Annotated in this window: 20 protein-coding genes; 13 read left to right on the top strand and 7 right to left on the bottom strand. The window is 63.0% G+C overall.

What is annotated here, in order from left to right:
- The first annotated feature begins 64 nt into the window (after positions 1 to 64).
- From rph to hemW, 4 genes are read left to right on the top strand one after another with little or no spacing between them, the layout of a single operon-like run.
- Positions 65 to 784, top strand: a complete 720-nt coding sequence (rph, locus tag J2J98_RS01790; protein ID WP_064707747.1) for a ribonuclease PH — start codon at positions 65 to 67, stop codon at positions 782 to 784.
- A complete protein-coding gene (locus J2J98_RS01785) occupies positions 781 to 1,206 on the top strand; it encodes a VOC family protein (RefSeq protein WP_138394296.1) in 426 nt (141 codons plus the stop codon). The genes rph and J2J98_RS01785 overlap by 4 nt, the downstream gene beginning before the upstream one ends.
- Positions 1,207 to 1,851, top strand: a complete 645-nt coding sequence (rdgB, locus tag J2J98_RS01780) for an RdgB/HAM1 family non-canonical purine NTP pyrophosphatase (protein ID WP_207602201.1) — start codon at positions 1,207 to 1,209, stop codon at positions 1,849 to 1,851.
- Positions 1,852 to 1,858: 7 nt separating this feature from the next.
- Complete coding sequence (gene hemW / locus J2J98_RS01775) at positions 1,859 to 3,061, top strand: radical SAM family heme chaperone HemW (RefSeq protein WP_064707744.1); 1,203 nt, start codon at positions 1,859 to 1,861, stop codon at positions 3,059 to 3,061.
- A 65-nt stretch (positions 3,062 to 3,126) separates the two neighbouring features.
- On the opposite strand, the gene J2J98_RS01770 is transcribed toward hemW, so the two are convergent.
- The 5 genes from J2J98_RS01770 to mutM form a co-directional block, all read right to left on the bottom strand.
- Positions 3,127 to 4,209 (bottom strand): saccharopine dehydrogenase family protein, encoded by a 1,083-nt coding sequence (locus tag J2J98_RS01770; RefSeq protein ID WP_207602200.1) that lies wholly within the window; start codon positions 4,207 to 4,209, stop codon positions 3,127 to 3,129.
- A 174-nt stretch (positions 4,210 to 4,383) separates the two neighbouring features.
- Positions 4,384 to 5,934: a chromosomal replication initiator protein DnaA gene (gene dnaA, locus J2J98_RS01765; RefSeq protein ID WP_138394497.1), complete on the bottom strand. Its 1,551-nt coding sequence runs from the start codon at positions 5,932 to 5,934 to the stop codon at positions 4,384 to 4,386.
- A gap of 838 nt (positions 5,935 to 6,772) precedes the next feature.
- The gene (rpsT, locus tag J2J98_RS01760; protein WP_064693542.1) at positions 6,773 to 7,051 is read right to left on the bottom strand and encodes a 30S ribosomal protein S20; all 279 of its coding nucleotides are present in this window, start codon (positions 7,049 to 7,051) and stop codon (positions 6,773 to 6,775) included.
- A gap of 191 nt (positions 7,052 to 7,242) precedes the next feature.
- Positions 7,243 to 8,016: an enoyl-CoA hydratase gene (locus J2J98_RS01755; protein ID WP_207602199.1), complete on the bottom strand. Its 774-nt coding sequence runs from the start codon at positions 8,014 to 8,016 to the stop codon at positions 7,243 to 7,245.
- Positions 8,017 to 8,039: 23 nt separating this feature from the next.
- The gene (gene mutM / locus J2J98_RS01750) at positions 8,040 to 8,930 is read right to left on the bottom strand and encodes a bifunctional DNA-formamidopyrimidine glycosylase/DNA-(apurinic or apyrimidinic site) lyase (protein ID WP_064707741.1); all 891 of its coding nucleotides are present in this window, start codon (positions 8,928 to 8,930) and stop codon (positions 8,040 to 8,042) included.
- Between the two features lie 148 nt (positions 8,931 to 9,078).
- On the opposite strand from mutM, the gene ubiE reads away from it, so the two are divergent.
- From ubiE to J2J98_RS01710, 8 genes are all read left to right on the top strand, one after another.
- Positions 9,079 to 9,855 (top strand): bifunctional demethylmenaquinone methyltransferase/2-methoxy-6-polyprenyl-1,4-benzoquinol methylase UbiE, encoded by a 777-nt coding sequence (gene ubiE / locus J2J98_RS01745; protein WP_064707881.1) that lies wholly within the window; start codon positions 9,079 to 9,081, stop codon positions 9,853 to 9,855.
- A 48-nt stretch (positions 9,856 to 9,903) separates the two neighbouring features.
- The gene (ubiB, locus tag J2J98_RS01740; protein ID WP_064707740.1) at positions 9,904 to 11,478 is read left to right on the top strand and encodes a 2-polyprenylphenol 6-hydroxylase; all 1,575 of its coding nucleotides are present in this window, start codon (positions 9,904 to 9,906) and stop codon (positions 11,476 to 11,478) included.
- A gap of 194 nt (positions 11,479 to 11,672) precedes the next feature.
- Positions 11,673 to 13,250, top strand: coding sequence for an aromatic amino acid lyase (locus tag J2J98_RS01735; RefSeq protein ID WP_207602198.1), 1,578 nt, complete (start codon positions 11,673 to 11,675; stop codon positions 13,248 to 13,250).
- Between the two features lie 109 nt (positions 13,251 to 13,359).
- A complete protein-coding gene (locus tag J2J98_RS01730) occupies positions 13,360 to 14,739 on the top strand; it encodes a dihydroorotase (RefSeq protein ID WP_207602197.1) in 1,380 nt (459 codons plus the stop codon).
- Positions 14,736 to 16,016 (top strand): Zn-dependent hydrolase, encoded by a 1,281-nt coding sequence (locus tag J2J98_RS01725; RefSeq protein WP_207602196.1) that lies wholly within the window; start codon positions 14,736 to 14,738, stop codon positions 16,014 to 16,016. Before J2J98_RS01730 ends, J2J98_RS01725 begins: the two co-directional genes overlap by 4 nt.
- On the top strand, positions 15,997 to 17,094 hold the full coding sequence (locus J2J98_RS01720) for a thiohydantoin desulfurase (RefSeq protein ID WP_207602195.1): 1,098 nt from the start codon (positions 15,997 to 15,999) through the stop codon (positions 17,092 to 17,094). The genes J2J98_RS01725 and J2J98_RS01720 overlap by 20 nt, the downstream gene beginning before the upstream one ends.
- 3 nt (positions 17,095 to 17,097) lie before the next feature.
- Positions 17,098 to 17,427, top strand: a complete 330-nt coding sequence (locus tag J2J98_RS01715; RefSeq protein WP_207602194.1) for a TfoX/Sxy family protein — start codon at positions 17,098 to 17,100, stop codon at positions 17,425 to 17,427.
- 62 nt (positions 17,428 to 17,489) lie between these two features.
- Positions 17,490 to 19,151 (top strand): thiourocanate hydratase, encoded by a 1,662-nt coding sequence (locus J2J98_RS01710; RefSeq protein WP_207602193.1) that lies wholly within the window; start codon positions 17,490 to 17,492, stop codon positions 19,149 to 19,151.
- Between the two features lie 14 nt (positions 19,152 to 19,165).
- Here the strand turns inward: J2J98_RS01710 and J2J98_RS01705 are convergent, their stop codons facing one another.
- Positions 19,166 to 19,552 carry a VOC family protein gene (locus tag J2J98_RS01705; protein WP_138394307.1) on the bottom strand — a complete coding sequence of 129 codons (387 nt, stop codon included), beginning with the start codon at positions 19,550 to 19,552 and terminating at the stop codon, positions 19,166 to 19,168.
- Positions 19,549 to 20,799, bottom strand: coding sequence for an MFS transporter (locus tag J2J98_RS01700; protein WP_138394308.1), 1,251 nt, complete (start codon positions 20,797 to 20,799; stop codon positions 19,549 to 19,551). The genes J2J98_RS01705 and J2J98_RS01700 overlap by 4 nt, the downstream gene beginning before the upstream one ends.
- A gap of 90 nt (positions 20,800 to 20,889) precedes the next feature.
- Here J2J98_RS01700 and J2J98_RS01695 point away from each other — a divergent pair, with 90 nt between their 5' ends.
- Entirely contained in the window at positions 20,890 to 21,771 is an 882-nt protein-coding gene (locus J2J98_RS01695; protein ID WP_064707734.1) for a LysR family transcriptional regulator, read from the top strand.
- Positions 21,772 to 21,837 lie beyond the last annotated feature (66 nt).

The following is a 21,837-nucleotide window of genomic DNA, read 5'->3' as shown; positions in this document are numbered from 1 at the left end:
AAAAGGGAATTTGCAAATAGGCGCCGCCAATCGTAGAAGCGGTCAGCAACTCCAGGAGATAAGAATGCGGCCTTCAGGCAGAAAAACCGACCAGATGCGCAAGGTCTCGTTCGAGCGCAATTTTTCCAAGCATGCGGAAGGCTCCTGCCTGGTGAAATTCGGCGATACGCATGTGCTCTGCACGGCTAGCCTTGAGGACAAGACGCCGCCATGGCTGCGCAACACCGGCAAAGGCTGGGTCACGGCGGAATACGGCATGCTGCCGCGGGCGACCGGCGAGCGCATGAAGCGAGAGGCCGCCGCCGGCAAGCAGGGCGGCCGCACGCAGGAAATCCAGCGGCTGATCGGCCGCTCTCTGCGCGCCGTCATTGATCTGCAGGCGCTCGGCGAGCGGCAGATCACGCTCGATTGCGACGTCATCCAGGCCGATGGCGGCACGCGGACGGCGTCGATCACTGGTGGCTGGATCGCGCTTTACGACTGCCTGAAATGGATGGAAAGCCGCAACATGATCAAGGTCGACCGGGTCCTGAAGGATCATGTCGCCGCCATCTCCTGCGGCGTTTTCGCCAGTCAGCCGGTCATCGACCTCGACTATCTCGAAGATTCGTCGGCCGAGACCGACGCGAATTTCGTCATGACCGGCGCCGGCGGCATCGTCGAAATCCAGGGAACGGCCGAAGGCGCGCCGTTCAGCGAAGAGGAATTCACCTCGCTGATGCGGCTTGCCAAGAACGGCATCGGCGAACTGGTGGCGCTGCAGAAACAGGCGATTGCGGGATGAACCCCATGCTGGAAGGCATGTTGGAAACGGCGCTCTACGCGCGGGACCTCGACCGGGTCGAGGCGTTCTACGAGAACGTCCTCGGACTTGAAAAGATCACCCGCGCCGGCAACCGTCATGTGTTCTTCCGCTGCGGCCCCGGCGTTCTCTTGATCTTCAATCCGGAGGAAACGGTAAAGCCTCCGGCGCCGGAAGCGCTGCAGGTGCCGCCGCACGGCACGACCGGCCAGGGCCATGCCTGCTTTCGGGTGTCCGGTCGCAACATAGATGCGATGGCCGAACGGCTGAAGGCGGCTGATGTCGCGATCGAATCCGAGGTGCACTGGCCGAATGGCGGCCGCTCGATCTATTTCCGCGACCCTGCCGGCAACAGCCTGGAATGCGCGGAGGCAAAAATCTGGGGCATCGAACAGGATAGCTGAATGCGCAAGCTCGAAACCAAAACCATCGTCGTCGCCAGCCACAATGCCGGCAAGATCCGCGAGATCCAGGAACTGATCGGACCGCTCGGTTTCACCGCCAAATCCGCCGCCGAATTGAATTTCGTCGAACCTGACGAGACCGGTACGAGCTTCGAGGAGAATGCGACGATCAAGGCGGTCGCCTCTGCCAAAGCCGCCGGAATGACGGCGCTTTCGGATGATTCCGGCCTGGTCGTCGACGCGCTCGGCGGCGATCCCGGCGTCTACACCGCCAACTGGGCGGAGAAGGCGGACGGCACGCGCGACTTCGACATGGCGATGGCCAAGGTGGAAAAGGCGCTGCAGGATGCCGGCGCCACGACGCCTGAACAGCGCAGGGCGCGTTTCGTCAGCGTGCTCTGCCTTGCCTGGCCGGACGGGCATACCGAGCTTTTCCGCGGCGAGGTCGAAGGCAATGTCGTTTGGCCGCCGCGCGGCACGCAGGGCTTCGGCTACGACCCGGTCTTCCAGCCCGAGGGTTACGACGTCACCTTCGGCGAAATGAGTGGCGAGGAGAAACACGGTTGGAACGTCGGCAAGCCGCAGGCGCTGTCGCACCGGGCACGCGCCTTCAAACTTTTTGTCGAAACCTGCCTGGAGGCATAAGTCGGACGTGGGCAATTTCGACACGCCAAGCCTTTCACGCGATGCCGCGCTCCTGCCCGATACCGGCGAGCCCGGCTTCGGCGTCTATGTGCATTGGCCCTTCTGCGCGGCTAAGTGTCCCTATTGCGACTTCAACAGCCATGTACGGCATCAGCCGGTGGACCAGGAGCGCTTTGCGGCCGCCTTTCTGAAGGAGATGGCCGCGGTCCGGGCGATGAGCGGTCCGAAGACGGTGACGAGCATCTTCCTCGGCGGCGGCACGCCGTCGTTGATGAAGCCGGAGACGGTGTCCGCCATTCTCGACGGCATCGCGCGGCACTGGCATGTTCCCGCCGGCATCGAGATCACCATGGAGGCCAACCCGTCGAGCGTCGAGGCCGAACGGTTTCGCGGCTATCGGACGGCCGGGGTCAACCGTGTCTCGCTCGGTGTACAAGCTCTGAACGACCGGGATCTGAAATTCCTCGGGCGGCTGCATGACGTGGCCGACGCGCTGAAGGCGATCCGCCTGGCCCGCGACATCTTCCCGCGTATGTCCTTCGACCTCATCTATGCCCGGCCGGACCAGACGGTCGAAGAATGGGAAAGGGAGCTGAGGGAGGCGATCTCCTATGCCGTCGACCACCTCTCGCTGTATCAACTCACCATCGAGGAAGGCACGCCCTTCTACGGTCTGCACAAATCAGGCAAGCTGATCGTGCCGGATGGTGAGCAATCTGCCCTGCTCTACGAGGCGACGCAGGAGATTACGGCGCGCGAGGGCATGCCCGCCTACGAGGTTTCCAACCATGCGCGGCCGGGTGCCGAAAGCCGCCATAACCTCACCTACTGGCGTTACGGCGATTATGCCGGCATCGGCCCGGGCGCGCACGGCCGGCTGACGCGCGGGCATGAGAAGATCGCGACGGCGACCGAGCGCAAGCCGGAAGCCTGGCTCGAGATGGTAGAGCGCGATGGCCACGGCATTCTCGACCAGGAGCGGCTCGGTTTCGAGGAACAGTCCGACGAGCTGCTGCTGATGGGACTGCGCCTGCGGGAAGGCGTCGATCTCGCCCGCTGGCAGCAGCTTTCGGGCCGTGAGCTCGACCCGAAACGCGAGGAATTCCTGCTCGAACATAAATTTGTGGAGCGGATCGGCAATTCGCGCCTGCGCTGCACGCCATCGGGCATGCTGATCCTCGATTCCGTCGTGGCCGATCTCGCCTGCTGACTGAAAGAACCACTGTGCTTGCGGCGCGGCGGTTCGACATCTGCCGCCGCGCCTGACGGCGTTCCTCAGCGGTGGCTGGTCGCGCCCGACTTGAAAAGGCTGCCGGTCGGCGTCTTCAGGAACATATCCAGCGGTATATGCTCCTGGTGCAGGAAGCCGGTCGCCGGCAACAGGCCGTCGCGGACCATTTCAATGACGGCGACGACGGAGGCCGACGTCGTCCAGGCGATCGCCGTGCGGCGGGCGCCGGCGATCTCGATCGGGTAGTAGGCGCGCACGAACTCCTTGCGGCGCAGGCTGCCGTTCTCCGTGCCCTCGGCCGCGACATGGACGTAAACGACGTCGTCTTCGACTGGCGGCTTGGCATTGGTGAGGATCTCGCCAGCGAGCTTGCGCTTGTCACGCATCAGCAGCTCATGGAAGAAAAAGTTCATCAGCTCCATATGGCCGGGATACCGCATGGTCTTGTAATCGAGATTGTCGATCTTGCCGAGCATAGTGTCGCACATAGTGCCGAGACCTCCCGAGGTGGTGAAGGCTTCGAGCTTGACGCCGCCGACATAGATCGTCTCGTGCCACTCCATCGGTGAGACGAGCTTGCGCACGCCGCCCTCTATCACCTCGCAGTCATTCAGATATTCGTTGACGACGCCTTCCGGCGACCAGTTGAAGGCATAGCCGAGAAGACCGGTAGGATGCTGCGGCAGGGCGCCGACGCGCATGCGGATCGACCGGCAACGATCGAAGCCGTCGGCGAGGCTTGCGCCAACGACACCAACGAAACCGGGTGCGAGGCCGCATTGCGGCGCCATCAGGCCGCGGGCTGTCTTCGAGAGTTCGATGATGAAATTGGTGGTCGGGACGTCTTCGGTCAGATCGAAATAATGGATGCCGGCAAGATGGGCGGCGCGGGCCAATTCGATATTCAGGTGATAAGGGAGGCAGGACAGCACCGCCTCAACAGTTGCGAGCAGTTCGCCGATCACTTGAGGGTCGGAAATATCGCCGGTGCGGCACGTGAAGGGAACATCGCTGAGCGGCAGTTGCGCATCGACGCCGATCACCTCGAAACCGCCTTCATGCAAAAGTGTCGCCGCCAGCCGTCCAACCTTGCCGAGGCCGAGGACGGCGATCTTTCTAAAACTCATTCAATCCTCCCGCGCGCCCTTTTCGGCGCTTCTTTCGTCTTATGTCTTCGTCATCCCAAAGCCGCCGCGCCTTCGGCCGGCGTCGTTGGGTGGCTGGAGGTATAGAATAAAGGCTGGTCAAGGAAAACGGCCGGAATCGCTCCCGGCCGTCGAATCCATTGGAAAATCCGTCGACTATTCGTTGATCAGCCGCTTCAAAAGCTCGATTTCGTGCGAAAGCTTGGTATCGCCGGAAATCAGCTCCTCGATCTTACGCACTGCATGCAAAACCGTCGTGTGATCGCGCCCGCCGAAGCGGCGGCCGATCTCCGGGAAAGAGCGCGGCGTCAGCGTCTTCGACAGATACATGGCAATCTGGCGCGGCTTGACGATGACACGGGTGCGGCGATTGGAGACCAGCTCCTGGCGCGAGACGTTGTAGTGCCTGGCAACGATGCGCTGAATATCCTCGATGCGCACGCGGCGCGGCTCACCGGAGCCGACGAGATGAGCGAGCAATTCGTCGACGCGCTCGATCGACAGGTTCGGCTCGAAGGAGCGGCGGAAGATCAGCTGATTGAAGGCGCCTTCAAGTTCGCGGCCGCTGGCAGTGATGTTGCGGGCGACGTGCTGGAGCAGTTCAGCGGGAATTTCGAGCGACGGATCTTCGAGCCGGGCCGCAGCGAGACGACGCTTGAGGATCTCGAGACGCATTTCATAATCCGGCGCGTCGAGTTCGATCGCAACGCCGCCCTGCAGGCGCGAGCGAACGCGCGGGTCGAGCGACTCCAGCTCCCATGGCGCGCGGTCGGCGGCGACGACGACCTGCTTGGCGCTGTCGAGCAGCATATTCAGCAGATGGCAGAATTCATGCTGGATCATCTTGCCTTGCAGGAACTGCATGTCGTCAATGATCAGGAGATCGATATTGCGCAAGGAATCCTTCAGCGTCAGCGCGTCGTTGTCGCGGATCGCCGTGGCGAAGCGCCACATGAAATATTCGGCCGTCAGATAGACGACGCGCAGTGCCCGCGGGTTCTGCACCGCCGCGTTGGCGATCGCCTGCAGGAGATGGGTCTTTCCGAGCCCGACCGTCGAATGGACGAAGAGCGGATTGAAACGTACTGCGCCGGAGCCGGCTTCCGCGATCGTCTTGGCAGCCGCAAGCGCGACGCGGTTCGAGCTGCCTTCCACGAAGGTATCGAAGGTGAAGCGGCTATCGAGCGGCGAGCCGAAGAGCGGCGTGCCAAGGCTTGCGGGCCTTGCGGCCGCAACGGCCGAAACTGCCTGCTGGACGGCATGACCGGCCGGTTGGGCGCTTGGCGGCCGGCGCGTCTGGGCGGGAGCAGCCGGCTCGGGCTGGACCACCTCGTCGACGGTCTTCATGCCGCTGCGCGTTGCCGTGCGCACCAGGATTTCGATCTTCAGGATTTCCGGATCTTCGGCCTGGAACAGACCGGTGATGAGATCGAGATAACGATTGTTGATCCACGACTTCAGGAAGGTCGTGGGAACCGAAAGGCGAACAACGCTCTTCGATACCGAATGCAGTTTCAGCCTTGCAAACCAGCTGGCATAGACGTCAGGACCGACCTGCGCCTTCAAGCGCGCGCTGACGCGCTCAAACAAAATGCTCTGCTTCATTTCCGCCTTTGCTTCTCCCACCTCAAGGCGAATGGAGCCGAACGTCTGCGGTGCCGCATCCCCATTGTCGAGCCCGCCCGCCGTCATCGTATTCATCTGCATAATGCCGCCTTTCAATTCCATCGGCCGGCCTCCGCTAAAACAGCCGCCCGATCATTCCCCGCTTTGACGGGCTGGCGGCATCCTCATGAAGCCACTCGCCTGCCGGTTCACTCAAACACGGCACAGAAGCCCGTTGCAGGTACCGCGTTCATGCGGCGCCTTCATCGGCTTTCCGTGCCAGGCTGTCGGTCAATCCTCGTCTTCGGCCGACCAGCCCGAACGCAATATTACTATCCCCTATCCGGCGGCCGCACGTTAAACGTGTGGTTGCCGCAGGCACAAAACATCCCTGCCCGTAACAGCCACGTTACGGCCCAAATCGGTCAAGTGCTTGAAAAAACGGAAGCGCAGGGCTCCGTAACAGATGGCACAAACTTATCGCCCTGCCGACGTGGCAGTTAAGACCGAGCTCTGCAGGTGATGTCCGCGCCCTCTGTTGGACGCCATTTAGGCAGGATCAAATGGCAAGATCAACGATGAATTTTACGCAAAATTAAGAAGCGGCCATTGACTCAGCCCGCCCTTTTCGGGCGTCACACCAGCGTCAAAAAAGAATCGCTTTTGAATCAAGGAGATTCCCCTTTCGGGCTATTTTGACACGCAAAGAAAGAAAAAAAATAAAAATCTTCTTGACTCGCCCATGCCCCCGCGAGCGTGGGGCAGAGTCGCGCAGTGCGGAAGCATCCTTGCGCAAGATATTGTTTTTGCAGGATTTTTCCTGTCATGGCGTTGACACGAAACAGTCGTGCAATTAACCACGAAGAGGCCATTCAGCGGAATCGAAAAAGCCCGGTAAAATTACCGGGCTAATCATAACGAGGAGGTCGTAAATGAAAGATTACGCGGTCGCGGTGACCGAAAGAGCCTTCACACGAGCGGCCAGGCGAGAGACCTTGCGCGATGCCGTGTTGGAGTGGAGCACGCCCTTGCTGGCGGCGCGGGCAAGCTCCGGCTGGGCGGCCAGGAAAGCCGCCTTCGCCTTGTCGGCGTCACCGGATGCGATTGCCTCTTCGACCTGGCGAACGAAAGTGCGAACGCGCGAGCGACGAGCCTTATTGACGTCGGTACGGCGGGCGATCTTGCGGGTCGCTTTTTTCGCCGAAGTTGTATTGGCCATGGATGCCTCTCTCAAGAATTCGAACAAACTCCGCCATTACCGCGGGCCCTGCGGCCACCAAATCCAGCAATGCGGGAGCAATCGCGGAAAACCAGAGCGGCTTTCCGAACCGTGGGCGGGCATATAACCCTAAAGCCGGCCCACGTCAACGCGGATTTTCAAGCTTTCCAGCCGGAAGCGCCGAAAAGCATTCAACGGTGCTTGAAGGCAGGTTTACGCTTCTCAATGAAGGCGGTCATGCCTTCCTTCTGATCATCCGTGGCAAAGAGGCTGTGAAACAGGCGGCGCTCGAACCGCAGACCTTCCTCCAGCGTCGTCTCGAACGCGCGGTTGACCGCCTCCTTGGCCATCATAACCGAAGGCTGCGAAAGCGACGCGATCCTTTCCGCCGCGGCAAGAGCCTCCTCGATGAGACGCTCGGGCGCCACCACACGCGAAACGAGTCCCGATCGTTCCGCCTCGGTCGCGTCCATCATGCGGCCGGTCAGGATCAGATCCATAGCCTTCGCCTTGCCGACGGCGCGCGTCAGCCGCTGCGAGCCGCCCATGCCGGGAATGACGCCAAGGGTGATCTCGGGCTGGCCGAACTTCGCGGTCTCCGAGGCAATGATGAAGTCGCACATCATGGCGAGTTCGCAGCCACCGCCGAGGGCAAAACCGCTGACGGCGGCGATCACCGGCTTGCGCGCCTTGGCGACGTCATCCCAGCCGCTGATGAAATCACTCTTATAGATATCGGCGAACTGAAGCGACTGCATCTCCTTGATATCGGCGCCGGCGGCAAAGGCGCGCTCGGAACCGGTGAGCACGATCGCGCCGATGGATTCGTCCTCATGGAAAGCGGCATAGGCCTGCTTCAGCTCCCTCAGCACGGTAGAGTTCAGCGCGTTCAGCGCCTGCGGGCGGTTCAGCGTGACGAGGCCGACATTGCCTAGTGTTTCGACGATCAAGGTCTCGTAAGCCATGCTGTTCTCCCGGTTTCTCACTGTTACTTCTGGCAGGCGGCGCAATAGAAGGTGGAGCGACCCGCCTGCACGATACGGGCGACCGTACCGCCGCAGCCGGGCGTGCCGCAAGCCTCACCTTCGCGATCATAGACGGAGAAGGAATGCTGGAAATAGCCGAGCGATCCGTCGGCCTGGATATGGTCTCGCAGCGACGATCCACCGGCGGCGATCGCATCGGCGATGACGTCGCGGATCGAGACGACCAGCAGGTCGAGCTGCTGTTTCGGCCGCCCGCCCCGCGTCACCAGCGTGCCGGCAGCACGCAGCGGCGACAAATGCGCGCGCCACAGCGCCTCGCATACATATATATTGCCGAGACCGGCAATATTCTTCTGGTCAAGCAGCGCGCTCTTCAGCGGCTGCGCCTTATCCCGGAAGCGTTCGGCCAGATAAGCTGCGCCGAGTTCGTTTCCCGTCGGCTCCGGACCGAGATCGCGGAAGAATGGATGGGCGGCGAGATCGGCGCGTCCGACCATATCCATGAAGCCGAAGCGACGCGGGTCGTTGTAGATGACGCGGCGCGCGCCGTTCGGCCCCTGCAGATGAAAGACGACGTGATCGTGTTTCTCGTCCTTCGAGCGGGCGTGGTGGAATTCGCCCGGCATTGCGGAGGCGGCGCCCTCCTCGATGCGAAAGGAACCGGACATGCCGAGATGAGAAATCAGCGTGTTGCCGTCGTCGAGATCGACCAGCAGATATTTGGCGCGGCGGCCAAGGCCGACGATGGTGCGGCCGGAAACCCTGTCCGCCAGAGCATTGGGAAAGGGGAAGCGCAAATCCCTCCGCCGCAGTTCCAGCTCGGCGATGAAAGCCCCCTCCATCGCCGGCGCCAGGCCGCGTCTGACCGTTTCGACTTCTGGCAATTCCGGCATCTTAACCCATCTATATCGAACGTGTTTCAACCGAGGACGATGTGCGCTATAGCGCCAGTGTGCCGCGGAGAGCGCGGTCCAGTGATAACGTCGCGCGTGGCCTTTCGCTATGGTCGCCGCGCCGATCTTCAAGGAATGGAGCAGCCTGATGTCAGAAAGCCGCACTTCCGCCGATGGCGGCATGGAGACCTCCTACGGCTTCCGCGAGGTGGCTGACGGCGAAAAGCAGGGTCTGGTCAACCAGGTGTTCCACAAGGTCGCCAAGCGCTACGACATCATGAACGACGTGATGTCGGCGGGCATGCACCGGGTCTGGAAAGATGCGATGATCTCGGCGCTCAACCCGCGCAAGGAGCCGGGCTACAAGGTGCTCGACGTTGCCGGCGGCACCGGCGACATTGCCTTCCGCATCGTCGAGGCCTCGGGCAGGCAGGCACATGCGACCGTACTCGACATCAACGGCTCGATGCTCGGCGTCGGCGCCGAACGGGCGGAAAAGAGGAAGCTTTCCGGCAATCTCACCTTCATCGAGGCGAATGCCGAGGAGCTGCCTTTCGGGGCCGCCAGCTTCGACGCCTATACGATCGCCTTCGGCATCCGCAACGTGCCGAGGATCGACAAGGCGCTGTCCGAAGCCTATCGCGTGCTGAAACGAGGCGGGCGGCTGCTGGTCCTGGAGTTTTCGGAAGTCGATATGCCGCTTCTCGACAAGGTCTATGATGCCTGGTCATTCAACGCCATTCCCCAATTCGGCAAGGCGATCACCGGCGATGCCGAGCCCTACCAATACCTGGTGGAATCGATCCGCAAGTTCCCGAACCAGGAGAATTTCGCGGCGATGATCCGCCAAGCCGGGTTTTCCCGCGTCACCTACACCAATTATACCGGCGGCATCGCTGCACTCCATTCCGGCTGGAAGCTCTGAGGGAATGAAGGAAAAAAAGACGAACCTCCCTCGGCGGGGCACTTCAGCATGAGCACTTTCGGAGCCTATTTCCGCCTTTGGCGCGTCGGCTGGGTGCTCGTGCGCGAGGGCGTCGTGTCGGCTCTGCCGTCCGAAGGCCTGCCGCCTTCGGTCGCGCTTGCCAAATCCTTCGTCACGATTTTCGAGCGCAGCAGGGCGCGGCATCAGAAGCGCAGCGACCGTCTGGCGCAGGCCGTCGAGCGGCTCGGCCCTTCCTATGTCAAGATCGGGCAATTCCTGGCGACGCGGCCTGACGTCGTCGGCGTCGAATTCGCCAACGACCTGTCCCAGTTGCAGGACCGGATGGCCTTCTTTTCCTCTGCCGCCGCAAAGGCGAACATCGAGGGATCGCTCGGCCGGCCGATCGGCGAACTCTATGCCAGCTTCGGCGAGCCGATCGCCGCCGCCTCGATCGCGCAGGTGCATCCGGCCGAAGTCGAAACACCCGAAGGCCGAAAGAAGGTCGCCGTCAAGATCGTCCGGCCCGGCGTTCGCCAGCGTTTTGCCCATGACATCGAGGCAATGTACCTCGTCGCCCATATGCAGGAGCGTTTCATGCCGTCCAGCCGGCGGCTGAGGCCGGTCGAGGTGACGAAAACGCTGGAACAGACGACGAAGGTGGAGATGGATCTTCGCCTGGAGGCGGCAGCGCTTTCCGAGATCGCCGAAAACACCGACAGCGATCCCGGCTTTCGCGTGCCGAAGGTCGACTGGGAGCGCACGGGCCGCGACGTCATCACCATGGAATGGATCGACGGCACGAGGATGTCCGATGTCGAGGGGCTGCGCGCGGCCGGCCACGATCTCAACCTTCTCGCCGATACGCTGATCCAGTCCTTCCTGCGCCACACGCTGCGCGATGGCTTTTTCCATGCCGACATGCATCCAGGCAATCTCTTCGTCGATGCCGGCGGCATGATCGTCGCCGTCGACATGGGCATTGTCGGGCGGCTCGGCAAGAAGGAGCGACGGTTCCTCGCCGAGATCCTTTATGGCTTCATCACCCGCGATTACGTCCGTGTTGCAGAGGTGCATTTCGAGGCCGGCTACGTGCCAGGCCACCACAATGTCGAAAGCTTCGCCCAGGCGATCCGGGCGATCGGCGAGCCGATCCATGGGCAGCCGGCCGAAACGATCTCGATGGGCAAGCTCCTGACACTTCTTTTCGAAGTGACCGAACTCTTCGACATGGCGACACGGCCGGAGCTGGTGATGCTGCAGAAGACCATGGTCGTGGTCGAAGGCGTGTCACGCATGCTCAACCCGCGTTTCAATATGTGGAGGGCCTCCGAGCCTGTCGTCGGCGACTGGATCCGCACCAATCTCGGACCGAAGAGGATTGTCACCGACATCAAGGACGGGCTGAAGGCGGCGGTCAAACTCGCCGAGGCCGCACCTGAAATCGCAGCGAAAACCGAGAAATTCCACCACGAGCTGCTGCATATGAGCGAATACGGCCTTCGTTTCGACGATCAGACGGCCGAGGCGATCGGCAAGGCTGAGGCGCGGCACAACCGCTCGGGCAGGATCGCGCTCTGGGTGATCGCATTGACGCTTCTCTATATTGCCTGGATGCTGAGCTGACGCTTGTCAAAAACATGCGGTGTTCGACATTTGAGATATCCCATGTCAGGGAAGGCTCGCCTAGTTTCGTAATCAGAGCAGATGACGAAGGTGTGAAGGATTCCAGGCGACGTCGTGCTCTGACTCTTTCGGTGGAACAGATCCGGATCTGAGGCGACCCGTCCCAGATCACTCCGTTCTAGGAGATACGGCACATGAAGCACGAACGCCTCGGCATCGAACTTTCCGGACGGCCGCTCGGTTTTGCCGAGATGGTTGCGATCGGAGCCGGCAAGGCGACCGTTTCGGCTTCGCCGACCGGCATGGCCCGCATCGCGATTGCCCGCGAGATCGTCGAGGACGCGATTGCCGCCGGCACGCCGGTCTACGGATCTACGACGGGCGTCGGCGCCATGAAGGATGTGGAATGGTCGGGGGATGAACTCGACACTTTCAATCTCGGCCTGGTGCGCGCCCATCACTTCGGCACCGGCACGCCCTTTTCCTGCAATGTCGTGCGCAATGCCATGGCGATCCGCGTCAACACCGCGCTGACCGGCCAGGTCGGCTGCACGCCGGAGCTGATCCACGCCTATATCAGGATGCTCGAGGCCGATCTTATCCCGGTCGTGCGCCGCACCGGCTCCATCGGCTGCGCCGATATCGGCCTGATGGGGCAGATCGGCGCGGTGCTGACCGGCGTTGGCGAGGCGGTCTACCGCGGCAACCGGATGCAGGCGGCCGAGGCTTTCCGGGCAGCAGGGCTGGAACCGGTGCGGATGGCGCCGCGCGACAGCCTGGCTTCGCTCAGCGTCAATGCGGTGAGCTTTGCGGCGGCGGCGGAAACGACGCGCAATGCGGCGGCCTCGATCCGTATCCTGCTCGCGACGGCAATGATGGCCGCCGGCGCGCTCGGCGCCTCCCGCGATCCCTGGAAGGCGGTCCGCCACGTCGGCACGGCGCGCGAGGCGCTGATCGGCGCCTGGCTCTGCAACGCGTCGGACGAATGGGACTGGCCCGTTGCAACGCATGTGCAGGATCCGCTCAGCCTGCGTATGATCGCCCAGGTGTTCGGGGCCGTCATTGAAAATCTGCTTTCGACCGGCCACAAGATCCTCGCCGCCACCGGACGCTCGGACGACAATCCGGTCGTCGTCGAGGGGCGGGTGATGACGTCTGGCGGTTCGCTTCCGCTCGATGTGACGATCCTGCTCGAATCGGCCGCACTCTGCATGGCGCATGCGGCCCGCAACGCCTTCAACCGCTGCGTCATCCTCGGCAACGGCCAGCGACGCGATCTGCCGGTCAACCTCGTACCGCCGGGACGGATCGCCACCGGCTTCGGGCCGATCATCAAGCTTGCCGGCGAGATTTTCTCGCGTGTCTTGTCGATGTCCAGCCCCGTTTCGGCGCAGTCGCTGGTCGTCGCGGCCGGCCTGGAGGACGAGGCCGCCTTCCTGCCGCTGGTCATCGAACGCTTCGAGCGGCAGATGCAGGCGCTGAAGCGCCTCGCGGCACTCGAGGCGCTGTTGTCTGCCCAGGCGATCGACATCCTCGGCGATGAACCGAAGGGGGTGGCCGGCATGCTCTACGAGGTCGTGCGCAAACATGCGGCCTTTTATACAGTCGACCGGCCGCTTTCCGCTGAAGTGGAGGCGATCGAGGAAGAGCTTGGATCGGATGACTTTCTCGCCAAACTGACCGAGCAGGTTCCGATCGCCTCCTTCGACGATTTCTTTGCACTCGGCTCGCCAGAGCCCGTCGAAGAACGGCTGACCAGCCGGGCAGGATGATCGCGGGCAAGGCCCAAAATCCGGATCCTGCCCTACATTAATTCGGTCGGGGACATGATGCTGTCCGAGAGCCGGCAACGGCCTGACTTCAGTCTAGGGAGCAAGCGGCATGGACTTCGATCTCGTTTTGCAGGGCACGGTGGTGCTGCCGGACCGCATCGTCGAAAAGGGTTATGTTGCCGTGCACGCCGGCAAGATTGCCGAAATTGGCCTCGGCGTCCCGCCGGCGGCGCGCGAACGGCATCTGCTCGGCAAAGCGCTGATCCTTCCCGGCGCCATCGACGCGCAGGTGCATTCGCTGTCCCAGAGGGATCAGGAGGATTTTATCTGGTCGACGCGCTCGGCGGCGGCCGGCGGCGTGACCACGATTGTCGACATGCCCTACGACGAGGGTAATCTCGTCTGTTCGGCGGCGGCGGTGAAGCGGAAGATCGAACATGCGAGCCCACAGGCGCGCGTCGACTTCGCGCTTTACGGCACCGTCGATCCGCAGGAAGGTCCGGCGCGGATTCCCGAAATGGTCGAGGCCGGCGTCGCCGCCTTCAAGTTTTCGACCTTCGGCACCGATCCCAAACGATTTCCGCGCATTCCGCCTGCCCTGCTCGACGCCTGTTTTGCTGCAATCGCGCCGACCGGTCTGACGGCAGGCGTGCACAATGAAGACGACGAGGCGGTGCGCAGCTACATGGAGCAGGTCAAGGCAAGCGGCATCACCGACTGGCGGGCGCATGGCCTGTCGCGGCCTGCGATTACCGAGCTTCTGGCGATGCATACGATCTTCGAGACCGGGGCCAATACCGGCTGCCCCTCGCATGTGGTGCACTGCTCGCTCGGGCGCGGCTATGACATCGCCCGCGCCTATCGCCGCGACGGTTTTGCCGCGACCGTCGAATGCTGCATCCATTACCTGACGCTGGACGAGGAAAACGACGTGAGGCGTCTCGGCGGCAAGGCGAAGATCAATCCGCCGCTGCGGCCGCGCGCCGAGGTGGAGAGGCTCTGGCGGAAGGTCGCCGAGGGCGATGTCTGGCTGGTCTCGACCGATCACGTCAGCTGGTCGGAAAACCGCAAGACCAATCCCGACATGCTCGCCAATGCATCCGGTGTTCCCGGTCTCGAGGTGATGGTGCCGCTTTTCGTCAAGGGCGCTCTCGAACGCGGCATTCCCCTGACGTGGGCCGCGCGGCTGATGGCCGAGAATCCGGCCAAGCATTTCCGGCTCGACCACATCAAAGGGGCGCTGACATCAGGCAAGGACGCCGATATTACGGTGCTGGAGCCGCGGGAAAGCATCTACGATGCGTCTGCGAGTGGCAATAATGTCGTCGGCTGGAGCCCCTATAACGGCATTCGCCTGCCCTGGACCGTCTCCGCCACCTATCTGCGCGGCGAAAAGATCGCCGAGGGCGGGAAGGTGCTGGCAGAGCCCGGCACTGGCCGGTTCGTCCGGCCGCCGCCGCGCCAGGTCATTTCGGGAGCAACCGCATGAACCGTAATCTTCCGGTTAATGCCGGCCGGATCGCTGAAGATATCGAGGCGCTTGCCCACATCACCGAGCCGGGGCACCCCTGGACGCGGCGGGCCTTCACGCCGCTCTTTCTGGAAGGCCGGGCCTATATCGAGGCGCGGATGAAGGCGGCAGGGCTGGAAACGCGGATCGACGCCGCCGGCAATCTGATCGGCCGGCGCACCGGCAGGAAACCCTGGCTCGGCACGATCATGGTCGGCTCGCATTCCGACACAGTGCCGGACGGCGGCCGCTTCGACGGCATTGCCGGCGTGATCTCGGCGCTTGAGGTGGCGCGGGCGCTCCATGACCACGGCATGGAACTGGACCATGATCTGGAGATTGTCGATTTCCTTGCCGAAGAGGTCAGCATCTTCGGCGTCTCCTGCATCGGCAGCCGCGGCATGACCGGACAGTTGCCCGAAGCCTGGCTGTCGCGGGCGAGCGGCGGTCTCGACCTTGCCGGCGGTATCGCCCAAGTGGGAGGGGAGCCTGGCGTGCTGGGACAGCAGAAGCGGCCCGATCTGGCAGGCTTTCTGGAGCTCCATATCGAGCAGGGGCCGGTGCTCGAAGCTGAAAGGGAGGATATCGGCATCGTCACGGCGATATCGGGCATCACCCGCATCGAGATCACCATCGAGGGACGGGCCGACCATGCCGGCACGACGCCGATGGACAGGCGGGCCGATGCGCTGGTGGCCGCCTCGCAGCTGGTGCTCGACATCCGCAATGCTGCTGCCGAGCTTGCCAGGACGCCGGGGCATTTCGCCGCGACGGTCGGCGAGTTCAGGATCGAGCCGAATGCGGCCAATGTCGTACCGTCGAAGGTCGTGCTGCTGATCGACGGGCGCGCTGAAATCCGCGCCGATATGGACGCCTTCAGTCGCTGGCTCGCGGGCCACGTCGAAAAGCTGGCGCCCGCTTACGGCGTGACGATCGAGGCGCCGAACCAGGTTTCCGACAATCTGCCGACGCCCGCCGATGCCGCGCTGCTTTCGACGCTTGAAGCTGCCTGCGAACGCGTCGGCGCGAAATATCGGCGCATGGCCTCCGGCGCCGGACACGACACGGCCTGGATTGCCAAGGTGGCGCCGGCGGCAATGATCTTCGTGCCCTGCCGGGAAGGTCGCAGCCATTGCCCTGACGAATGGGCCGACAACGACGATATCGCGCTCGGCGCAGCCGTGCTTTTCGAGGCGGTGCGCGAGATGGACAAGGATTCGAAGCGGGAGACGGCCAATGGGACGCATATTGGTTGAGAAAGACGTCGAGGCGGCCGTCAAAGGCGGCTCCGTCTATGCCGCCGGCGGCGGCGGCTGGGCCGATCATGGGCGGATGCTCGGGCTTGCGGCCGTCACCATCGGCAAACCGGAACTGGTCTCGATCGACGAGTTGAAGGATGACGACTGGATCGCCACGGCGGCCGCGATCGGCGCGCCGGCCTCCACCACGCCCTGGGAAATGCAGGGCGTCGATTATGTGAAGGCGGTGCAATTGCTGCAGGAGGCGCTGGGCGAGAAACTTTCCGGGCTGATCATCGGCCAGAACGGCAAATCCTCGACGCTGAACGGCTGGTTGCCGTCGGCGATCCTCGGCACCAAGGTGGTCGATGCCGTCGGCGATATCCGCGCCCATCCGACGGGCGACATGGGCTCGATCGGCATGGCCGCTTCGCCCGAACCGATGATCCAGACCGCAGTCGGCGGCAACAGGGCCGAGAACCGTTATATCGAACTCGTGGTGAAGGGGGCGACGGCGAAGATCTCGCCGGTGCTGCGCGCCGCCGCCGATCAATCGGGCGGTTTCATCGCCAGCTGCCGCAATCCGCTCAGGGCTTCCTATGTCCGCGGCCATGCGGCGCTCGGCGGCATCTCGATGGCACTGGCGCTCGGGGAAGCCATCATCGCGGCGGAAAAGCGCGGCGGATCAGCCGTCATCGAGGCGATTTGCAAGACGACGGGCGGACAAATCCTCACCGAAGGCGTCATCGCCCGCAAGGACGTCGTCTACACCAAGGAGGCCTTCGACATAGGCACGATCACCGTCGGCTCGGGCGAAAAAGCCGTGACGCTGCATGTGATGAACGAATATATGGCGGTCGACGACGCGGGTGGCGGGCGGCTTGCGACCTTCCCCGCCGTGATCACCACGCTGTCGCCTGAGGGCGAGCCGCTGAGCGTCGGCCAGCTCAGGGAAGGCATGCACGTCTTCATCCTGCATGTACCGATGGACATCATTCCGCTGTCGGCGAGCGTGCTCGATCCGACAGTATATCCCGTCGTCGAGAAGGCGATGGGAATCGAGATCGCCCGCTATGCACTGGAAACGAAGGCCTGAACGATGGCGCGCGATCCGGGCCTCGAAGAACTGCTGCGTGAGGAACTCGGCGATCGTTCTGGCCTCAGCGAAAAATCCATGTTCGGCGGCCGGGCCTTCCTGCTGAACGGCAATCTCCTCTGCGGCGCGCGCAATGATGGCATGCTCGTCCGTCTCGGCAAGGGCAATGACGACTGGGCGCTGGCGCTGCCGGGCGTAACCCAGATGTTGATGGGCACGCGAGTCATGCACGGCTGGCTGCGCGCCTCCGCCGAGGCTTATGGCGACGATGCGTTGAGACGGCGTCTGCTCGATGGCGCGCTTGCCTATGTGGAATCGCTGCCGGACAAATGAGAGCATTCCCTCTCCTCCCCAGCGGGAGAAGTGAAAGCAGAGAACAAAGCGAGGAACCCACGATGCCGAAGGCCAATCCACGCCATCCGAAATTTCCAATTCCCGGCGGGCCGGACTTGCGCGCCAAGGGCTGGCGGCAGGAGGCGCTGCTGCGGCTCCTCGAGAACGTGCTCGCCGTCGGCGAGGATCCCGACAATCTCGTCGTCTATGCCGCGCTCGGCAAGGCCGCTCGCAACTGGTCGGCGCATAAGGGCATCGTCAAGGCACTGACCGAAATGGACGAGGATCAGACGTTGCTCATCCAGTCCGGCAAGCCGATCGGGCTGGTGCGCACCCATGCCAAGGCGCCGCTCGTCATCATGGCGAACTGCAACATCGTCGGCCAATGGGCAAAGGCCGAAGTGTTCTACGAGCTGCATCGCAAGGGGCTGATCTGCTGGGGCGGGCTGACGGCCGGCGCCTGGCAATATATCGGCAGCCAGGGCGTCATCCAGGGCACTTACGAGATTTTCATGCGCATCGCCGAACGGCGCTTCGGCGGCGATCTCCATGGCCGGTTCGTGCTGACCGCCGGTCTCGGCGGCATGGGAGGGGCGCAGCCTCTCGCCGGCCGCATGGCGGGTGCTGCGATCCTCTGCGTCGACATCGATCCCGAGCGGGCGCGCAAACGCCAGCAGATCGGCTATCTCCAGGAGATCGCCCCCGACCTCGATACTGCCCTTGAAATGATCGATGCGGCGGTGAAGGACAAACAGGCGCTGTCCGTCGGGCTCGTCGGCAATGCGGCGGAGGTCTATCCGGAGATCGCGCGCCGCGGCATTGTGCCCGACATCGTCACCGATCAGACCTCGGCGCATGATCTTGTCTATGGCTATGTGCCGAAGGGTATGAGCCTCGACCAGGTCAAGGGTTTGCGTGATGACGGCCAAGGGCAATTGATGGCGGCAAGCCGCGCGTCGATCGTCGAGCATGTGAGCGCGATGCTGGAATTCCAGAAAAAGGGTTCCGAAGTCTTCGACAACGGCAACCTGATCCGCACGCAGGCCCGCGAGGGCGGCGTCGCCAACGCCTTCGATATTCCGATCTTCACCGAAGCCTATCTGCGGCCGCTGTTTGCCCGGGCAATCGGGCCGTTTCGCTGGATGGCGCTCTCGGGCGAAGAGAGCGATATCGCCCGCATCGATGATCTGCTGCTCGAGATGTTTCCCGACAACAAGATCATCACCAACTGGATCCGGCTGGCACGCGAGCACGTGCCCTTCGAGGGGCTTCCGGCGCGCATCGCCTGGCTCGGCCACGGCGAACGCACCGCACTTGCCCTCCGCGTCAATGCGCTGGTGGCGAGCGGCGAGCTGAAAGGCCCCGTCGCCTTCTCCCGCGACCATCTCGATGCCGGCGCCATGGCGCATCCCAATATCATGACCGAGCGGATGAAGGACGGCTCCGACGCGATCGCCGACTGGCCGCTGATCGATGCGATGATGCTCTGCTCGTCGATGGCCGATCTCGTCGTCGTCCATTCCGGCGGCGGCGGATATGCCGGCTATATGACGAGTTGCGGCGTCACCGTCGTCGCCGACGGCACCGAAGCCGCCGATGAACGACTCGACCATGCGCTGACCAACGACACAGCCCTCGGCGTCATGCGTTATGCCGATGCCGGGTACGAGGAGGCGCTGGACGAAGTGGCGAAGAAGGACGTGCCGTATATCCGCCTTGGTTGATGTGAGGCGTTACGTCAGACAATCGAGTGAGAGACCTCGATAAGATTGCCGTCGGGGTCCCTGAAATAGACCGAGCGCAAGCGTCCTGTCGCGCCGGTGCGCTCGACCGGACCTTCTTCAACCGCAACGCCTGAGGCCTGCAGGTGGGAGATGACATCAGCAAGCGGCGTTTCGGTGATGAAGCAGAGATCGCCGGAGCCAGGGACGGGATGTTTCGCCTTGGGTTCGAACTCATGGCCGGCCTGATGCAGGTTGATCTTCTGGCGGCCGAATTTCAGCGCCTTGCGGCCTTCCGCGAAGGTTTCGACCGACATGCCGAGGATACGGGCATAAAAATCGCAGGTGGCAGCAATATCGGCGACGGTCAGCACGAGGTGGTCGAGATGGTCGATGCGGATCATGCTTTTCTCCTCGCAAAGTGCTGGGCGACACAAGCTGACATAAAGGCCAGCGCCAGCATGGCAAGCGTGAAGAAGACAACGGCGGTCCAGCCCTCCACTGCGAAGAACCAGCCGCCGGCCGAACCGATGAGGCTGGAGCCGACGTAATAGGCCAGCATGTAGATGGATGAGGCATGTCCCTTATTGCCAAGGGCAAGCTTGCCGACGAGGCCGCTCGCGATGGAATGGCTCATGAAGAAGCCTGTGGTCAGCACGGTGATACCCAGGATGATCGATGGCAGCGAGGCAAAGAGCGTCACTGCGCTGCCGGCAGCCGTCAGTGCGAGGCCAAAGAGCAGCACTGGAAAGTGTCCAATCCGGTCGCCCAGCAAGCCGCCGATCGAGGCGGCGCCGATACCGAAGAGATAGACGGTGAAGATCAGGCCGAGTTCCGTCTGGTTCAGGCCGTAGGGAGGAGCCACGAGGCGGAAACCGGCATAATTGTAGATCGTCACGAAGGAGCCCATCGCAAGGAAGGCGATGGCGAAAATGAAGGGCAGCGCCGGATTTCGAAGATGGCCGAGCCAGGCCCTCGCGTGAAAACGCGGGTCGAGGCCGGGCCGGCGGAGGAAATTCCTTGACGGCGGCAGCAGGCCGATGAAGCCGATGGCGGCCGCAAGGCCGATGGCGCCGATGAGGAAGAGCGCCGGCCGCCAGCTGAAATATTCGGCGAAGATGCCGGTGAGCACGCGTCCGGACATGCCGCCGAAGGCCGTGCCACCGACATAGAGGCCCATGGTGGCGCCGAGGCCGCGCGGATCGACCTCCTCGGCAAGATAGGCCATGGCGACAGCAGGCACGCCGCCGAGAACGAGGCCCTGCAGGGCGCGGATCACGAGCAGCAGGTGCCAGTTCGGAGCAAAAGCCGTGGCGATTGTCAGTACAGCCGCACCGACCAGCGATATCGACATCAGGGTGCGGCGGCCAAGGCCTTCCGAGACGGCGGCGGCGCAGACGATGGCAACCGCCAGGAAACCCGTGGAGAGCGACAGAGACAGCGAGCTTTCGGCTGGACTGACGGAAAACTCCCGCGAGAAGACCGGCAGCAGCGGCTGGACGCAATAGAGCAGCGAGAAGGTGGAAAAGCCGGAGAGGAAAAGCGCAAGGCTGGCGCGGCGATAGGCGCCGGTGCCGCGCGTGAGGTAGAGCTTTTGCCTTGGGACTGCGGCCGTCTCGGAGGTCTTCACTGCATGCGCTGACATCGGCATATCGTCATCCTTCCGCATCCGATCTAGTCAACCCTCCTGCATTTGTCCAATATATGGAAGTGGCGATTTCGATAGGTTTTGGAGATGGTGATGGAGTTGCGGCACCTTAGATATTTCCTGGCGGTGGCGGAGGAAGGCAATTTCACCCGCGCCGCCGGCAAGCTCGGCATCGGGCAGCCGCCGCTCAGCCAGCAGATCCGTGACCTCGAGACGGAAGTAGGTGCTGCGCTGTTTCACCGTGTGCCGCACGGCGCCGAGTTGACGGCGGCAGGTACGGCATTCCTCGGCGAGGCGAAGGCCGCCGTGGCGGCAGCGGAGAAGGCGAAGCTTGCCGCCCAAAGGGCCAATCGCGGCGAGACCGGGCGCCTGTCGCTCGGCTTCACCGCCTCCTCGGCCTTCAATCCCATCGTCAGCACGACGATCCGCAGCTTCCGGGCGCGCTGGCCGGAGGTGCGGCTGGCGCTGACCGAGATGAATACGCTGGCGCTGATGCAAAAGCTGGAACGCGGCGAGTTGGACGCCACCTTCATGCGCCCCGGCCTCGACGATCCCGCCGGCATCAGGCTGCGGCGGCTGGCTGATGAGCCGATGGTGATCGCCCTGCCCGCCAGCCACCCGCTGGCCCGGCATTCGAGCCTGCCGCTTGCCGCGCTGGCGAACGAACCCTTCATCCTCTTTCCCCGCCTCGTTGGCTTGAGCCTTTACGACGACGTGGTGCTTGCCTGCCGCAAAGCGGGTTTCGAGCTGACCGTGGCGCAGGAGGCGCCGCAGATTTCATCCGTGGTCAATCTGGTGGCGGCCGATCTCGGCGTGTCGATCGTGCCGGCCTCCATTTCCCAGATCAGGCTCGAAGGAGTTGTTTATACCCCGATCGACGGACCGCCGGCCGTCGCGCGCCTGGCGCTGGCAATGCTGAAGACGCATCGCTCGCCGGTCACCGAGAACCTGATGAGCCTGCTCATTCATGAATGACTTCGCAGGTCCGAACAGGAACGTCCGTACTCGATTGCATGTTTTCTGCCAAAGGCTTAGGGTCGA

Source organism: Rhizobium bangladeshense (assembly GCF_017357245.1).
GTDB lineage: Bacteria > Pseudomonadota > Alphaproteobacteria > Rhizobiales > Rhizobiaceae > Rhizobium > Rhizobium bangladeshense.
This window is presented reverse-complemented; position numbering and strand designations above follow the sequence as displayed.

Coding starts and splice junctions, on each gene's coding strand:
- rpsT (WP_064693542.1), bottom strand. CDS start 7,051: ATGGCCAATACAACTTCGGCGAAAAAAGCGACCCGCAAGATCGCCCGC.
- ubiE (WP_064707881.1), top strand. CDS start 9,079: ATGTCAGAAAGCCGCACTTCCGCCGATGGCGGCATGGAGACCTCCTAC.
- J2J98_RS01715 (WP_207602194.1), top strand. CDS start 17,098: ATGGCGCGCGATCCGGGCCTCGAAGAACTGCTGCGTGAGGAACTCGGC.
- J2J98_RS01705 (WP_138394307.1), bottom strand. CDS start 19,552: ATGATCCGCATCGACCATCTCGACCACCTCGTGCTGACCGTCGCCGAT.
- J2J98_RS01710 (WP_207602193.1), top strand. CDS start 17,490: ATGCCGAAGGCCAATCCACGCCATCCGAAATTTCCAATTCCCGGCGGG.
- J2J98_RS01700 (WP_138394308.1), bottom strand. CDS start 20,799: ATGCCGATGTCAGCGCATGCAGTGAAGACCTCCGAGACGGCCGCAGTC.
- J2J98_RS01720 (WP_207602195.1), top strand. CDS start 15,997: ATGGGACGCATATTGGTTGAGAAAGACGTCGAGGCGGCCGTCAAAGGC.
- J2J98_RS01770 (WP_207602200.1), bottom strand. CDS start 4,209: ATGAGTTTTAGAAAGATCGCCGTCCTCGGCCTCGGCAAGGTTGGACGG.
- J2J98_RS01725 (WP_207602196.1), top strand. CDS start 14,736: ATGAACCGTAATCTTCCGGTTAATGCCGGCCGGATCGCTGAAGATATC.
- J2J98_RS01730 (WP_207602197.1), top strand. CDS start 13,360: ATGGACTTCGATCTCGTTTTGCAGGGCACGGTGGTGCTGCCGGACCGC.
- rph (WP_064707747.1), top strand. CDS start 65: ATGCGGCCTTCAGGCAGAAAAACCGACCAGATGCGCAAGGTCTCGTTC.
- J2J98_RS01785 (WP_138394296.1), top strand. CDS start 781: ATGAACCCCATGCTGGAAGGCATGTTGGAAACGGCGCTCTACGCGCGG.
- J2J98_RS01755 (WP_207602199.1), bottom strand. CDS start 8,016: ATGGCTTACGAGACCTTGATCGTCGAAACACTAGGCAATGTCGGCCTC.
- ubiB (WP_064707740.1), top strand. CDS start 9,904: ATGAGCACTTTCGGAGCCTATTTCCGCCTTTGGCGCGTCGGCTGGGTG.
- rdgB (WP_207602201.1), top strand. CDS start 1,207: ATGCGCAAGCTCGAAACCAAAACCATCGTCGTCGCCAGCCACAATGCC.
- dnaA (WP_138394497.1), bottom strand. CDS start 5,934: ATGCAGATGAATACGATGACGGCGGGCGGGCTCGACAATGGGGATGCG.
- mutM (WP_064707741.1), bottom strand. CDS start 8,930: ATGCCGGAATTGCCAGAAGTCGAAACGGTCAGACGCGGCCTGGCGCCG.
- J2J98_RS01695 (WP_064707734.1), top strand. CDS start 20,890: ATGGAGTTGCGGCACCTTAGATATTTCCTGGCGGTGGCGGAGGAAGGC.
- J2J98_RS01735 (WP_207602198.1), top strand. CDS start 11,673: ATGAAGCACGAACGCCTCGGCATCGAACTTTCCGGACGGCCGCTCGGT.